Below are 13,800 nucleotides of genomic sequence, written 5' to 3' on the forward strand. Positions count from 1 at the left end.
CTAACTGCGCGCGGGCGACTCGGCGCCTCTCTCCGAGAGTCGACATACAAGACGTCCTATGCACCCAAGTTAGTACGCACTTAGTTGCATACGCACCTGAGTGCATAGATACTTTTTCCATGGCACTCGAACATGCGTTGCTCGTCTCCCTGTCCGAACAGGATGCGTCGGGATACGACCTCACACGCCGGTTCGACAAGTCGATCGGCTTCTTCCACAGCGCGACGCACCAGCAGATCTACCGAGTCCTCAAGCGAATGGACGAGGCAGGCTGGGTGGAGGTGGAGGCCATCGCGCAGGACGGCCGCCCGGACAAGAAGATGTACCGCGTCAGCGATGCCGGCCGCGCCGAACTGACCCGATGGATCGCCGAGCCGTCCGAACCGAACCACCTGCGCAACGAGTTGGCCATCAAGATCAGGGCAGCAGCGCACGCCGATCTCCCCGCTCTACGACGCGAAGTCGCTCGCCACCGCGACGGCCACGCCGCCCGCCTCGACGTCTACCGACTCATCGAAAAGCGTGACTTCCCCAATCCAGCAGCACTTTCCGGCTCTTCACTGCACCAGTATCTGGTACTTCGCGGCGGCATCCGCGTCGAAGAAGGATTCACCGACTGGTGCCAGGAAGTTCTGGACGCATTGCCCACTGGCGAGTATGCCATCGAAGACACTGGCGATTACGCCACCGAAGCCACTGGCGAGTACGCCACGGAAGGACATCCCCAGTCATGACGGATACGCAGTTCCCCCGCCTACTCGAACCGCTCGACCTCGGATTCACGACGCTGAAGAACCGCGTCGTCATGGGATCGATCCACACCGGCCTCGAAGATCGCGCGAAGGACACCGACCGCTTGGCCGAGTACTTCGCCGAACGTGCTCGTGGCGGTGTCGGCTTGATCATCACCGGCGGCTACGCGCCCAACCGCACCGGTTGGCTCTTGCCCTTCGGTGCCAAGCTGACCAACCGCATCGAAGCGCGCCGTCACCGCCGGATCACCAAGGCGGTTCACGACGCGGGCGGAAAGATCGCCATGCAGATCCTGCACGCCGGCCGCTACAGCTACCAACCTTTCAGTGTCTCCGCGTCGTCGATCAAGGCGCCCATCAACCCGTTCCGTCCGCGCAAGCTGACCGGCCGTGGGGTGCGTTGGCAGATCCGCAACTACGTTCGCTGCGCGCGCCTGGCCAAGTCCGCGGGTTACGACGGCGTCGAAATCATGGGCGGTGAGGGCTACTTCATCAACCAGTTCCTCTGCGAGCGCACGAACAAGCGCACCGACCAGTGGGGCGGCAGTTCCGAGAACCGTCGACGCATGGCAGTCGAAATCGTGCGACGCACACGCAAGGCTGTCGGCCCGAACTTCATCATCGTGTTCCGGCTGTCGATGGCAGACCTGGTCGAGGGCGGTCAGACCTGGGATGAAATCGTCTCACTGGCAAAGGAAGTCGAAGCCGCCGGCGCCACGATCATCAACACCGACATCGGGTGGCACGAGTCACGGGTGCCTACCATCGTCACCTCGGTTCCCCGAGCAGCCTTCGTCGACATCACCGGCAAACTCGAGAAGCACGTCGACATTCCGGTAGCCGCCTCGAATCGGATCAACATGCCCGAGACTGCCGAAGAGATCCTCAACCGCGGTGACGCACAATTGATTTCGATGGCCAGGCCGATGCTCGCCGATCCCGACTGGGTGAACAAAGCAGAACGTGGAGCGTCCGACGAGATCAACACGTGCATTGCCTGCAACCAGGCCTGCCTCGACCACGCCTTCGTTCACAAGCAGGTCTCCTGCCTGCTCAACCCGCGCGCGGGCCGTGAGACCACGCTGATCCTCTCCCCCACTCGGCGGACCAAGAACCTCGCCGTTGTCGGTGCCGGTCCTGCCGGACTTTCCGCAGCACTCAATCTTGCTCAGCGTGGTCATTCGGTCACGTTGTTCGAGGCTTCGGACAAGATCGGCGGACAGTTCGGGATCGCACAGCTCATTCCGGGTAAGGAAGAGTTCGCCGAAACCATTCGCTACTACACCCGCATGCTGGACGTGGCCGGAGTGACGGTCAAGCTCGAAACCCGCGTCGCACCGGCAGATCTCATCGGCTCCTTCGACGAAGTGGTGGTTGCCACCGGCGTGACGCCGCGCGTTCCCAAGATCCCCGGCATCGAGAACTCGAAGGTGCTGACCTACGCCGAGGTCGTCCGAGAGGGCAAGCCCGTCGGCAAGTCCGTCGCCGTCATCGGTGCCGGCGGCATCGGCGTCGACGTGAGCGAATTCCTCACGCACCCCACTTCCCCCACTCTTCATCTCAAGGAGTGGAAGCAGGAATGGGGCGTCACCGAACCCGAAATGGCCCCGGGCGCTCTCACCACTCCGGTACCGGAGCTCTCCGAGCGGGAGGTCTACCTCCTCCAACGCAAGCCAGGACGCATCGGCGCCGGCCTCGCGAAGACCACGGGCTGGGTCCACCGGGCGGCCCTCAAGAACAAGGGCGTCCACGAGCTCTCGGGTGTCAACTACGAGCGCATCGACGACGCCGGCCTGCACATCACCTTCGGTGAGAAGCACGAGAAGCCCCGACTTCTCGAGGTCGACACCATCGTCATCTGCGCCGGGCAGGAGTCGGTTCGCGATCTCGTGGACGAACTGACCGTCGCGGGCGTGGTGACCCACATCATCGGCGGCGCCGACGTGGCAGGAGAACTCGACGCCAAGCGTGCCATCGAACAGGGCACACGACTGGCCGCGAAGATCTGACCGGCTACGCTGACTGATCGTGAGCCTGCCGACACCCACACCCACAGCCCGCGCCGTAGTGACCGGCGCCTCCTCCGGCATCGGAGAGGCACTGGCCGCTGATCTGGCATCACGCGGACATTCCCTGATCCTCGTTGCCCGTCGTGGCGAGGTCATGGAGGTCCTCGCCGAGAAGCTTCGCGCCGCGCACGGCGTCGAGGTGGAGGTCCGTGCATCGGACCTCTCCGACAGCGCGGCGCGTGCCGTTCTGGTCGAGGAACTCGGTGGCCGCGACATCAGCATCCTGTGCAACAACGCCGGTATCGCCACCTTCGGGCCGATCGCCGAGCTGGACCCGGCATACGAGCGCGACCAGGTCGAGCTCAACGCCGTTGCAGTGCACGATCTCACGCTGGCCGTGCTGCCCGGCATGCTCGCACGCAAGTCCGGAGCCATCCTGATGGTCGGGTCCGCGGCCGGAAACATGCCGATCCCCAACAACGCGACGTACGCCGCCACGAAGGCGTTCGTGAACACCTTCGCGGAATCGTTGCGAGGTGAACTCAAGGGCACCGGAGTGAACGTCACCCTGCTCGCCCCAGGCCCAGTACGCACCGAAACCCCGGACCCGGCCGAAGCGTCGATCGTCGACAAACTCGTCCCGGACTTCTTCTGGATCTCGAGCGAGTACACCGCCAAGGTCTCGCTCGACGGCCTGGCCGAGAACAAGATGCGCGTCGTACCGGGCATCTTGAGCAAGGCGATGTCCGTCGCGGGCGGTTACAGCCCGCGTGCCGTCGTTGCGCCCATCGTGGGCACGTTCTACAAGAAGCTCGGCGGCTGATTCACGCAAACTTCTCAGAGCAGGCCATAGCAGACCATATAGTCGGTTAATGGCGATGCGAAGAACACTGGCAGTCGGGGCAATCCTTCTTTTGACCGGAGGGTTGCCCTTACTGCTGCCCACGGCAGCGAATGCATGTTCGTGCGCATCATCGGCTACCCCGGAAGAAGCCGTGAGCGTCTCCAGCACCGTTTTCCTCGGGACTCCGACGGAGAAAACTTCGGACGGGTTCGAGGACACCTACCTGTTCGACGTCAGCCGGGTCTACAAAGGCGATCTGGCATCGGTGACGTCGGTGGGGACACTCGCGAACGGGAACGGTTGTGGCACAAGCTACGTGCTCGGCACCGAGCAGCTGATGTTCGTTTCTGCGCCGTACGACGTCGACGCCGAGCACGAGGGGCACAGCTGCGGGCCGGCTACCGAAACCGGGTTCGACATCCAAGCGGCGGTCGAGTCCGTGTACGGCGCCGGTTACGCCCCGAGCCCCGGCGGAACTCCGTCCGTTGGTGTGTCCGCCGACAGATCGGCGGTCATCGGCGGAGGCACCGCGGTGGCATTGCTCGCGGTGCTCGGTTGGTTCGGATGGAAGCGCCGGCGAGCACAGTGATTCGACAGGCACAGTGATTCGAGCCCCGTCAGGGCCGCGTCAACCTCGTTCGGCGGCGCGTCAAGTAAGCGTCAAGATCCGCCCCACCGGTGATCTTCGGGAGTAGATCTGAAGGTAGCCCGCAACACGGCGGGTCACCTTCAGGAGATCGACGTGACGCTACTCGAAATCTTCCCCTCCCTACGCGGCGCAATGACACCACGTATGGATCCTGCGTTGTGGCCCATCAGCACTCGCCACGACCACAGCGGGCGTGTCTGCATCGGCGACGTCTCCCTCGAAGAGATCGCGGACCAGTACGGCACACCGACGTACGTCGTCGACGAGGCGGACGTGCGGCACCGCTGCCGCACGTATCGAGAGATCTTCCCCGACTCGGAGATCGTGTACGCCGGCAAGGCACTGATGATTCGAGCGATGGCTACCTGGGTCTCCGACGAGGGACTCGGGGTGGATGTCTGTTCCGCCGGTGAACTCGCCGTCGCGCTCGCCGCGGGCGTGGACCCCCACCGAATCATCCTGCACGGCAATGCCAAATCGGTTTCCGAACTGAGGGCGGCGGTCAACGCGGGTGTGGGCCGGATCGTCCTCGACTCCCCCAGCGAAGCGGTACGGCTCGCGTCGGTGTGTACCCACCGACAGAAGGTGTTGATCAGAGTCACACCCGGCATCGACATACACGGACACAAGGCAGTGTCCACAGGCATCTTGGACCAAAAGTTCGGCCTACCAGCGTTTTCCGAAGAACTGGAACGTACGGTATCCGTCGTCGCCAACGCGACGCACCTGCAACTCATCGGCCTGCATTGCCATCTCGGCTCCCAGATCACCGATCCCGAACTCTTCCGCCCCGCGATCGAGACGATGATCGCACAGATGGACGACATACGACGCACGCATCGAATCATCCTCACCGAACTCGATCTCGGCGGTGGCCATGGGATCGCATACATGCCGGGAGACGCCCAACTGGATCTGACCCGCCTCGCTCACGTCATCGACGAAACTCTCGACGACGCGTGCACCCGAAACCGCTTCCCTCGCCCCGAAATCGTGCTCGAGCCTGGCCGAGCGATCGCCGCGCGCGCCGGAGTCACGCTCTATCGCGTACAGAACATCAAGTCGATCAGCGGCGGTCGAACCTTCGTTTCCGTCGACGGTGGGATGAGCGACAACCCTCGGGTGTCGTTGTACGACAGCCACTACGACGTCGAACTGGTGAACCGACATTCGAGCGCACCGCTCCAGGAAGTCACCGTCGCCGGGCGGCACTGCGAATCGGGCGACGAAATCGCCGTCGGAGCAAGGCTTCCCGCCGACCTACATGAAGGTGACCTGTTGGCAGTGCCGTGTACGGGCGCATACCACCACAGCATGGCCTCCACCTACAACAGCGTCGGCCGGCCACCGGTCGTGGCTGTGCTGGGCGGGATTGCGCGGCCGTTGATCAGGCGCGAATCGATCAACGACCTGCTGGCCCGCGAGGTCGGCATCTGACCTCGCGGGCGCCTAAGCCTCAGCGCTTGCGACGGCTACCGGTACCGAAGATGTTTCGCGAAATCTCCCGCCCTGCAGCCGAAGCCGCAGAACGCAGGAAGCTCTTCACGGCCGAGTTACCCAAGATCTGCTCGGCGATGTTGGGGCCCTCAGGTTCGGCCGGCGGCGGTGGCGGCAGATCGGGCAGCGACGGAAGATCCAAGGACTGATCCGCCGTCGGAGCACCGGCCACCTTCGCCGTCAACTTTTCGTACGCCGACTCGCGGTCGATGGTCTGGCCGTACTTCTGATTCAGCGGACTCGACGACGCTGCCGCCTTGATCGCGTCGTTGCCGATGGTGTCCATCAGCGACCTCGGAGGACGAATCTTGGTCCAGGCCACCGGCGTCGGCGCACCCTTTTCCGAGAGCACAGTCACGATGGCTTCACCGATGCCGAGTGAAGTCAGTGCCTTTTCCAGGTCGTAGTGCTCGGTCTTCGGGTACGTGCGGACGGTCTTGTTGAGCGCCTTCTGATCGTCGGGCGTGAATGCGCGTAGGGCGTGCTGGACGCGCGCGCCCAACTGTGACAGCACCGAATTGGGAATGTCGGTCGGAAGCTGCGTGCAGAAGAACACGCCGACACCTTTGGAGCGAATCAGCTTGACCGTCTGTTCGACCTGCTGCAGGAAAGCCTTCGACGCGTCCGCGAACAGAAGGTGCGCCTCGTCGAAGATGAACACCAGCTTCGGCTTGTCAAGATCTCCCTCTTCGGGCAGCGTCTGGAACAGGTCCGCGAGCACCCACATCAGGAAGGTGGAGAACATTGCCGGACGCGCGGCCTGGGCACCGAGTTCGAACAGCGTGATCACACCGGCACCGCCGACGACACGCAGCAGGTCCTCGGTTTCGAGTTCCGGTTCGCCGAAGAAGGTGTCACCGCCGTCGGCTTCGAGGTTGACCAACGCGCGCAGAATCACTCCCGCCGTCGCGGAGGAAACTCCGCCGATACCCTTCAGATCCGCTTTGCCCTCAGCGCTAGTCAGGTGGGCGATGACCGAACGCAGATCCTTGAGGTCCAGCAGGGCCAGGCCCTGAGTGTCGGCCCAGTGGAAGATCAGTCCGAGAGTCGATTCCTGGGTCTCGTTGAGGCCCAACACTTTGCTGAGCAGGATCGGCCCGAAACTGGTGATGGTCGCGCGCACCGGGATACCGATTCCGTCAGTACCCAACGACAAGAACTCGACTGGCATCCCAGCGGGAGTCCACGAATCGTCGCCCGTCTCGACTGCGCGAGCCTTCATCTTCTCGCTCGGATCCCCCGCCTTCGACAGACCCGAGAGGTCGCCCTTGACGTCGGCCATCACTACCGGCACACCCGCGGCGGACAGCTGCTCGGCGATGCCCTGCAACGTCTTGGTCTTGCCGGTACCCGTCGCACCGGCAATCAGACCGTGACGGTTGATCGTCGCCAATGGAATCCGCACCCGCGCGGTGGGATCTGCCACTCCGTCGATCACCACCGAGCCGAGCTCGAGTGCCCGCCCCTCGGATGAATAGCCCGCCGCGATTTCAGCTGCAGCACCCGACGGCGCCTGAGCAGCGGGGGTGGCTCCGGCCGATGCTTCGGCTTCAGCGGCAGCCGCTTCCTTCTCGGCTTCCTCAGCTGCCGCAGCGGCTTCAGCTGCAATCCGAGCGGCTTCGGCAGCGGCAGCCTTGGCAGCTTTCGCCTTCTCCGCCGGCGTCAGCGGCGCGGCTCCGTCCTTCGGATCCACGGTCATCGAAAAGCCCTCCTCGTTGCAATGCGGCGAAGTTCTTGTCATCACCCGAACGCCGTCTTACACACGTCGAGTTTCCACCGCAGACCTTATCCCGCGCCCGCGCGCACTACTGTGTTCCTGGTGCAGGACAAATTGGTATGGATCGATTGTGAAATGACCGGGCTGCGACTCGAGTCGGACAAACTCATCGAGATTGCGGCTCTGGTGACCGACAGCGACTTGAACATCTTGGGCGAAGGTGTGGACATCGTCATCCACGCCGACGACGACGCGTTGGCTGCAATGCCCGACGTCGTGAAGAAGATGCACGCGAAGTCGGGACTGACCGAAGAGGTTCGTAAGTCGACGGTCACCCTCGCCGAGGCGGAGAAAGAGGTGCTCGCGTACATCCGCAAGCACGTTCCCGTCGCCGGTACGGCTCCCCTGGCAGGTAATTCCATCGCCACCGACCGCGGATTCATCTCGCGTGACATGACGGCGCTGGACACATACCTGCACTACCGGATGATCGATGTCAGCTCCATCAAGGAACTCTCCCGCCGCTGGTACCCGCGAATCTACTTCGGCCAGCCCGAAAAAGGTCTCGCCCACCGGGCACTCGCCGACATCAAGGAATCCATCCGCGAACTCAAGTACTACCGCGGCACTGCATTCGTCGCGGCGCCCGGACCGTCGAGCGCGGAGATCGCAGCCGTCGTAGAGGGCTTGGGTCCCGCCTGACCTGCCGATTGGCTTCCTGACCGACTTTCGCGCTAGTATCTCTTTCGTCAAAGCAGCCGGGTCAAACCGGTGGCCGAGGCAATGGTGGGCGTAGTTCAGTTGGTAGAGCACCAGGTTGTGATCCTGGCTGTCGCGGGTTCGAGTCCCGTCGCTCACCCAAGCGGAACCCCCGAAGATGTCGAAAGACATTTTCGGGGGTTCTTTTGGTTTGTGCGCCAGCCCGAAGTGGGTGGGGTGGCGACCGCGACAAATCGCCCGCTCCCGAGCAACCCGTGCCCGGGCGGAGCGAACGTACCTCTCGTCGCCTCAGAGAGACCGAAAGCCACTTTCGCTCACATCGGGGTAGCTGGAAATCGCCGCAAATGGCCCAGCCGTCGATCACTCGGGCGACGGTTGCGGCTCCCAGACACCTGCGACGGTCCCCTCGCGAACGTGTCGCTCGTATGCCGAAACCTTGTCGTGGATGACGGTCAGGTTGTCCTGCAGCGCAGAGATCCTGGATCGAATCAACACCTCATGCTTTTGTAGAAGTGAAAGCCGTTCCTTCTCGTTTCCCGGCCCTGACCTGACGAGTGCGGCGAATTCGCGAATCGTTGCTATCGGCATACCCGAGTCACGGAATCGATTGCACAGCTTCAACCAAGCGACATCGTTTTCGGCGTAGACCCGACGCCCACCTGCCGAGCGCGCAACCTCGTGAACGAGCAATTCCTCACGTTCGAAGTATCGAAGGGAATCGATGCTGATTCCGGTCTCGACAGCTACGTCACCGATTGATAGTTCACGCATTGCCCGTCTACCTTTCCTTGACCTGGAGTGCACTCCAGATTTTACGGTCGCGGCCATGAATTCCACTCAGCGCAAAATCAACACCGGATTCTCCCGAATCTCCACTGCCGACGACGTACTTGCCGGACAAGATTTAACCGGCACAACTGCTTTGGTCACTGGCGGGTACTCCGGACTCGGATACGAGATTTCGCGGTCACTTTCTTCGGTCGGGGCGCGAGTTGTAGTTCTTGCCCGCCGACCAGAACAGGCACGGAGCGAGGTGGCCGACCTTCCGGGTATCGAAGTGCGAGCGTGCGACCTGTCGGACCCGAGCAGTGTCAGATCGTGTGCGCGAGAAATTCTCGAATCCCGGATCACTCCGGACATCATCATCTGCAATGCGGGGGTCATGGCCTGCCCGGAACTCCGTGTCGGCTCCGGATGGGAATCACAATTCGCGATCAATCACCTCGGGCACTTTGTACTGGTGAACCTGCTCGTGCCAGCCATGCCCGCAAACGGTTCTCGCGTAGTCGCTGTCTCGTCGGCGGGACATTTTCTGTCGGGAGTGCGTTGGGATGACATACATTTCCGCAACGGTTACGACCGCTGGCTTGCTTACGGTCAAGCCAAGACTGCAAATGCTCTATTCGCTGTACAGCTGGCGAGCTCCGGTGCTTCACGCGGTATCACTGCGTTCTCCGTCCATCCCGGGAGCATCCTCACTCCCCTTCAACGTCACTTTTCTGCATCGGAGAAACACGATCTCGGATGGACGACGTCGAATGGCGACGCCGTGCCGGGATTCAAGACTCGCTCCCAGGGCGCCGCTACGACGGTGTGGGCAGCGACGGCACCGATACTCGCCGATCACTCCGGCGCGTACCTCCAGGACTGCAACATCGCGGACGTCGCGCAGACTGATGACATGAGCGTCGGCGGCGTGAAGCCTTGGGCTACCGATCGCGACGACGCACGCAGATTGTGGGCACTGTCCGCTGAAATGACCGGAGTGGACGCCTTCGGTCGGCGCTGACGCCGAGCGAACGTACCTCCCGTCGCCTCAGATAGACCGAGAGGCACTTTCGCTCACAAAAGGAATACAGATGCAGAAATGCCCCCAACCGGACGGTCGGGGGCATTCTGACGTTCAGTGCTTCAGGGACGCGATCAGACGTCCGCGTTGCCGGTCTTCCAGACGCTCCAGGGAATGTTCCAGTCACCGAGGCCGTCCGTGCCGGAGAGCGTTCCGCCGACGGTGTTCTTGACGACGACGATGTCCCCACGCTTGGTGTTGTCGTAGACCCACTTGGCGTTGGACGGGCTCAGGTTGAGGCAGCCGTGACTGGTGTTGGAGTACCCCTGCTGCCCGACCGACCACGGCGCCGAGTGGAAGAAGATGCCGCTGTAGGACATTCGGGTCGCCCAGTCGACGGGGGTCTTGTAACCCTGCGCCGAGGTGACCGGGACGCCGTACGTGGACGAGTCCATGATCATGTTCGCGAAGCGGTCACCGATGATGTAGACGCCGTTGTCGGTGGGAGTGCTGTCCTTGCCCATGGAGGTGGGCATGGTCATGACGGTCTCACCGTTGACCTGGAAAGTGACCTGCTTGGTGTTGTCGTCCGCCGTGGCGATGACGGCATCACCGATGGTGAAGGAACTCTTCGCGTCTTCCTGCCCGAAGACTCCCTTGCCGAGATTGCGCCCGTACACGTTGACGCTCACGTCGACTTTGGTGCCGGGTGCCCAGTAGTTCTCCGGACGCCAACGGACCTCACGATTGTTGACCCAGTAGAACGCACCTTCGACGGTCGGAGTCGTGGTGACGGTGATCGCAGCTTCGGCAGCCTTGCGATCGGGGATGTTCTCGTCGAACTGCACCGCGATGGGCTGACCGATGCCGACAACATCGCCCTCGTTCGGCAAGACATACGGCTTCGTGACGTTGCCGGGTGCGCTGGTGGTGAAGGACGTGACCGTCGTACTGGCGCCGCCCAATCCGAATGCGCGGGCTTCGATTTTGTACTTGCGGTTGTAGCCGAGCGGTTCGGTGGTCGTCCACGACGCACCGTCGGCAGCAATCGCGCCGGCAACTGCCTTGCCGTCCTGATTGACCATCGTCACGTCGGACAGGGCGCCGTCAGCGACGTTGATCTTGACCGGGTCGCCCGGCGAGAAGCCGACAGCGCCGTCGGCGGCGGTCGAGGTGAGCTTCGGCTTGATGAGTTCGGTGAGCGGATTGGAATCGATCGGCGCCGATCCCTCGGTGCTGACGTCCTTGCCACCCGACGTGCACGCGGTGACCAGAACGAGCGCACCGAGAGACACCGCGATCATCGCCGCACTCTTCGACACTCGACCGTTCCCCCCGCGCACGGACAGACCCCACCTTTGACGACTCATCGTTCGACTCCGCTTCACAATTTCTCCGACTAACTTCCGCATCACATGCGAATCCCACTTACCGGAAGGCAAGTGGGACTTGCGGTATGACTGCGCTGCACCAATGATGCCAGGCGCGCTCGTTACCAACGGTCATGAAGGGCCACGCCGTCAGTAACATTCAAGTATCAATCGCTCCGAACCGTCCGTTTTGTTACCGCTTTCAGCGGATTTCCTCCGATTGGACTACGGCAGCGAGGCCGCCACCTGGCGATTTGCTCCCGAACCGGCGATTCGGCTAATGTTCTGTCTCGCAAGAGCGAGCGCCTATAGCTCAGTTGGTAGAGCAAGTGACTCTTAATCACTGGGTCCGGGGTTCGAGTCCCTGTGGGCGCACTTGCAAAGGTCCCCACCTTCTTCGGAAGGTGGGGATTTTTCTTTGTGGCTTGGTGGACAGGTCGTGGTGAATAGACTTCACAGTTACCGGAACCACGGCCTGGAGGTCTGATGACTGAGCGCGAATTCACGCCCGGCGGCGAACTGGCATTTGCCGGGGTGGCAGGTCAGGCAGCTCTGATCCGGTCCGGAGCTTTGTCCGCCCGCGAACTCACCGAGACCACACTTCGCCGTATCGAGCGCCTCGATTCGACGCTAAACGCATTTGTACGAGTTCTCGCGGACGAAGCACTCGACGAGGCGACACGGCTCGATCAACGTCAGGCCGACGGCAAAACCCTGGGCCCACTGCACGGAGTCCCGATTGCAATCAAGGACGAGAACGACGTCGCCGGAACGCCGACGACGTACGGCGGTGCGGCAGCCACGCGCATCGCATCGGCCGATTCAGAGGTTGTCCGCAGGTTGCGCGAAGCGGGTGCGGTGATCGTCGGCAAGACGACGATGCCCGAGTTCGGCATCTGGCCCTTCACCGAGACTGCCGCAAACGGATACACGAGAAACCCTTGGGACACCGGCATATCCACCGGCGGATCGAGCGGAGGATCTGCGTCGGCCGTCGCGTCGGGAATGGTCGCGGCGGCAATAGGCGGCGACGGCGGCGGTTCCATACGATTGCCTTCGGCGTTCTGCGGGTTGTTCGGACTCAAGCCGCAACGCGGTCGGGTGAGCACCGCGCCGAACCGAAACCTCTGGCGCGCACTCGGCACACTCGGGCCTCTCACTCGTTCGGTCGAGGACAGCGCGCTCGTATACGACGCAATCACCGGCACCACCGAGACCGACGACTACACAGCCGAAACGCTCCGAACCAGCTTTGCCGACGCGGCCGTGTCGGCACCCGGGCCGCTTCGCATCGCGGTGTCCACCCGGAGTCCGGTCCGGGGCGTCCGCCCGTCAGCGGAGATCGTTGCCGCGGTGCTCTCGATCGCAGAGATGTTGAGCGCGTTGGGACATCACGTCGAAGAACACGATCCCGAGTACCCGGACGCCACTGCCGCTTTTCTCCCGCAGGTACTCGGCGGTGTCCGCGACGAAGCGCTTCGTGTCGATCATCCAGCGCTTCTCGAGAAGCGCACGCGAGCGCTCGCCTCGATCGGCCGGATAGCTGCACCCGCGCGCGTCGGCAAATTCGCCTACCGCAAAGGTCAGCGAATTGCAGCGACGGTCAACCAGGTCTTCGACACCTTCGACCTGGTCCTGATGCCGACGACGCCCGCGCTGCCACGCCCGATCGGACAACTCGAAGGAACCGGCCTTCTGTCCGCAGTCCGCAAGGCGTTGCCGATCGCCGCCTACTGTTCTATCTGGAATGTCTGCGGCAACCCGGCGGCCGCAGTACCCGCCGGCTTCTCCGAACACGGACTCCCCCTGAGCGTCCAACTGGTTGCGCGCAGCGGTGGCGAATCGGCGATTCTCGCCGTCGCACAGCAGTTGGAAAGCACCGTCCGCTGGCCGGATTCACGCCCGCCACACTCGTGAATTTCGGAAGCGATGTAACCATCGTCACCACGATGAACACGCGTTTTGCAAACTCCTGAGCCTGTCGGCTAATGTTCTGTCTCGCAAGAGCGAGCGCCTATAGCTCAGTTGGTAGAGCAAGTGACTCTTAATCACTGGGTCCGGGGTTCGAGTCCCTGTGGGCGCACTTGCAAGAAGGCCCCCACCTCACCAGGTGGGGGCCTTCTTCATGTTCTGCCTTCGAAAACTCGGGTCAGCGAATGATCTTCCGGACCACGAGTAGTCCCACCACTGAACCAACTGCGATCAGCGCGTACTTCACGGCCGGCTCGTTGAGCTTGGCGAGCACCGTCTTCTTGGTGTTCTCGACCAGCCGCTTCGGGTTGGTGCGGACCGTCAGTTCGTCGAGTGTGCTCGCGAGCTGGTTACGCGCCTTCTCGATCTCGCGTTCGATGCTCTCGGTGTCCCTGGGCACGTGTCCTCCAACTTGTCTGTGTTCTGCTGCTCTGTGTGCGGGTCTGCTGTGCGGACGCAGCGCGCCGACACTTCGCTCTACC

General features: G+C 62.6%; 12 protein-coding genes and 3 tRNA genes. 11 read left to right on the forward strand and 4 right to left on the reverse strand.

The window, feature by feature from the left end; all coding sequences use genetic code 11:
• Positions 1-119: 119 nt before the first annotated feature.
• The 5 genes from QM596_RS21760 to lysA all read left to right on the forward strand — a co-directional run bounded on the left by QM596_RS21760 (position 120) and on the right by lysA (position 5,691).
• Positions 120-734 (forward strand): PadR family transcriptional regulator, encoded by a 615-nt coding sequence (locus tag QM596_RS21760; RefSeq protein WP_283309914.1) that lies wholly within the window; start codon positions 120-122, stop codon positions 732-734.
• A complete protein-coding gene (locus QM596_RS21765; protein ID WP_021333446.1) occupies positions 731-2,761 on the forward strand; it encodes an NADPH-dependent 2,4-dienoyl-CoA reductase in 2,031 nt (676 codons plus the stop codon). Before QM596_RS21760 ends, QM596_RS21765 begins: the two co-directional genes overlap by 4 nt.
• 19 nt (positions 2,762-2,780) lie before the next feature.
• Positions 2,781-3,584: a mycolate reductase gene (gene cmrA / locus QM596_RS21770; RefSeq protein WP_020970018.1), complete on the forward strand. Its 804-nt coding sequence runs from the start codon at positions 2,781-2,783 to the stop codon at positions 3,582-3,584.
• 172 nt (positions 3,585-3,756) lie between these two features.
• Positions 3,757-4,194 carry a hypothetical protein gene (locus QM596_RS21775; protein WP_283309916.1) on the forward strand — a complete coding sequence of 146 codons (438 nt, stop codon included), beginning with the start codon at positions 3,757-3,759 and terminating at the stop codon, positions 4,192-4,194.
• Positions 4,195-4,347: 153 nt separating this feature from the next.
• A complete protein-coding gene (gene lysA, locus QM596_RS21780) occupies positions 4,348-5,691 on the forward strand; it encodes a diaminopimelate decarboxylase (RefSeq protein ID WP_046378789.1) in 1,344 nt (447 codons plus the stop codon).
• A 19-nt stretch (positions 5,692-5,710) separates the two neighbouring features.
• On the opposite strand, the gene QM596_RS21785 is transcribed toward lysA, so the two are convergent.
• On the reverse strand, positions 5,711-7,450 hold the full coding sequence (locus QM596_RS21785; protein WP_020970020.1) for a helicase HerA-like domain-containing protein: 1,740 nt from the start codon (positions 7,448-7,450) through the stop codon (positions 5,711-5,713).
• 120 nt (positions 7,451-7,570) lie between these two features.
• Here QM596_RS21785 and orn point away from each other — a divergent pair, with 120 nt between their 5' ends.
• Positions 7,571-8,170: an oligoribonuclease gene (gene orn / locus QM596_RS21790; protein ID WP_024487359.1), complete on the forward strand. Its 600-nt coding sequence runs from the start codon at positions 7,571-7,573 to the stop codon at positions 8,168-8,170.
• An 84-nt stretch (positions 8,171-8,254) separates the two neighbouring features.
• A tRNA-His gene (locus QM596_RS21795) sits at positions 8,255-8,327 on the forward strand.
• Positions 8,328-8,548: 221 nt separating this feature from the next.
• Here QM596_RS21795 and QM596_RS21800 read toward each other — a convergent pair.
• The gene (locus tag QM596_RS21800) at positions 8,549-8,959 is read right to left on the reverse strand and encodes a MerR family transcriptional regulator (protein ID WP_019749137.1); all 411 of its coding nucleotides are present in this window, start codon (positions 8,957-8,959) and stop codon (positions 8,549-8,551) included.
• Positions 8,960-9,014: 55 nt separating this feature from the next.
• Between QM596_RS21800 and QM596_RS21805 the strand changes: the two genes are divergently transcribed.
• Positions 9,015-9,977 (forward strand): oxidoreductase, encoded by a 963-nt coding sequence (locus tag QM596_RS21805; protein WP_195791256.1) that lies wholly within the window; start codon positions 9,015-9,017, stop codon positions 9,975-9,977.
• Positions 9,978-10,111: 134 nt separating this feature from the next.
• On the opposite strand, the gene QM596_RS21810 is transcribed toward QM596_RS21805, so the two are convergent.
• Positions 10,112-11,320 carry a L,D-transpeptidase gene (locus QM596_RS21810; protein WP_019749139.1) on the reverse strand — a complete coding sequence of 403 codons (1,209 nt, stop codon included), beginning with the start codon at positions 11,318-11,320 and terminating at the stop codon, positions 10,112-10,114.
• A 329-nt stretch (positions 11,321-11,649) separates the two neighbouring features.
• Between QM596_RS21810 and QM596_RS21815 the strand changes: the two genes are divergently transcribed.
• The 3 genes from QM596_RS21815 (at position 11,650) to QM596_RS21825 (ending at position 13,430) form a co-directional block, all read left to right on the forward strand.
• A tRNA-Lys gene (locus tag QM596_RS21815) sits at positions 11,650-11,722 on the forward strand.
• Positions 11,723-11,833: 111 nt separating this feature from the next.
• Complete coding sequence (locus tag QM596_RS21820; RefSeq protein WP_283309918.1) at positions 11,834-13,264, forward strand: amidase; 1,431 nt, start codon at positions 11,834-11,836, stop codon at positions 13,262-13,264.
• A 93-nt stretch (positions 13,265-13,357) separates the two neighbouring features.
• Positions 13,358-13,430: transfer RNA gene (locus QM596_RS21825), tRNA-Lys, on the forward strand.
• Positions 13,431-13,496: 66 nt separating this feature from the next.
• On the opposite strand, the gene QM596_RS21830 is transcribed toward QM596_RS21825, so the two are convergent.
• The gene (locus QM596_RS21830) at positions 13,497-13,718 is read right to left on the reverse strand and encodes a DUF3618 domain-containing protein (protein ID WP_003945299.1); all 222 of its coding nucleotides are present in this window, start codon (positions 13,716-13,718) and stop codon (positions 13,497-13,499) included.
• Positions 13,719-13,800: the final 82 nt, after the last annotated feature.

This window comes from Rhodococcus sp. IEGM 1406, from assembly GCF_030056745.1.
Classification (GTDB): domain Bacteria; phylum Actinomycetota; class Actinomycetes; order Mycobacteriales; family Mycobacteriaceae; genus Rhodococcus_F; species Rhodococcus_F erythropolis.

Bases quoted from the DNA above. Each gene is read 5' to 3' on its own strand.
- QM596_RS21820 (WP_283309918.1), top strand. From the start codon at position 11,834: ATGACTGAGCGCGAATTCACGCCCGGCGGCGAACTGGCATTTGCCGGG.
- QM596_RS21760 (WP_283309914.1), top strand. From the start codon at position 120: ATGGCACTCGAACATGCGTTGCTCGTCTCCCTGTCCGAACAGGATGCG.
- QM596_RS21805 (WP_195791256.1), top strand. From the start codon at position 9,015: ATGAATTCCACTCAGCGCAAAATCAACACCGGATTCTCCCGAATCTCC.
- QM596_RS21785 (WP_020970020.1), bottom strand. From the start codon at position 7,450: ATGACCGTGGATCCGAAGGACGGAGCCGCGCCGCTGACGCCGGCGGAG.
- QM596_RS21765 (WP_021333446.1), top strand. From the start codon at position 731: ATGACGGATACGCAGTTCCCCCGCCTACTCGAACCGCTCGACCTCGGA.
- QM596_RS21800 (WP_019749137.1), bottom strand. From the start codon at position 8,959: ATGCGTGAACTATCAATCGGTGACGTAGCTGTCGAGACCGGAATCAGC.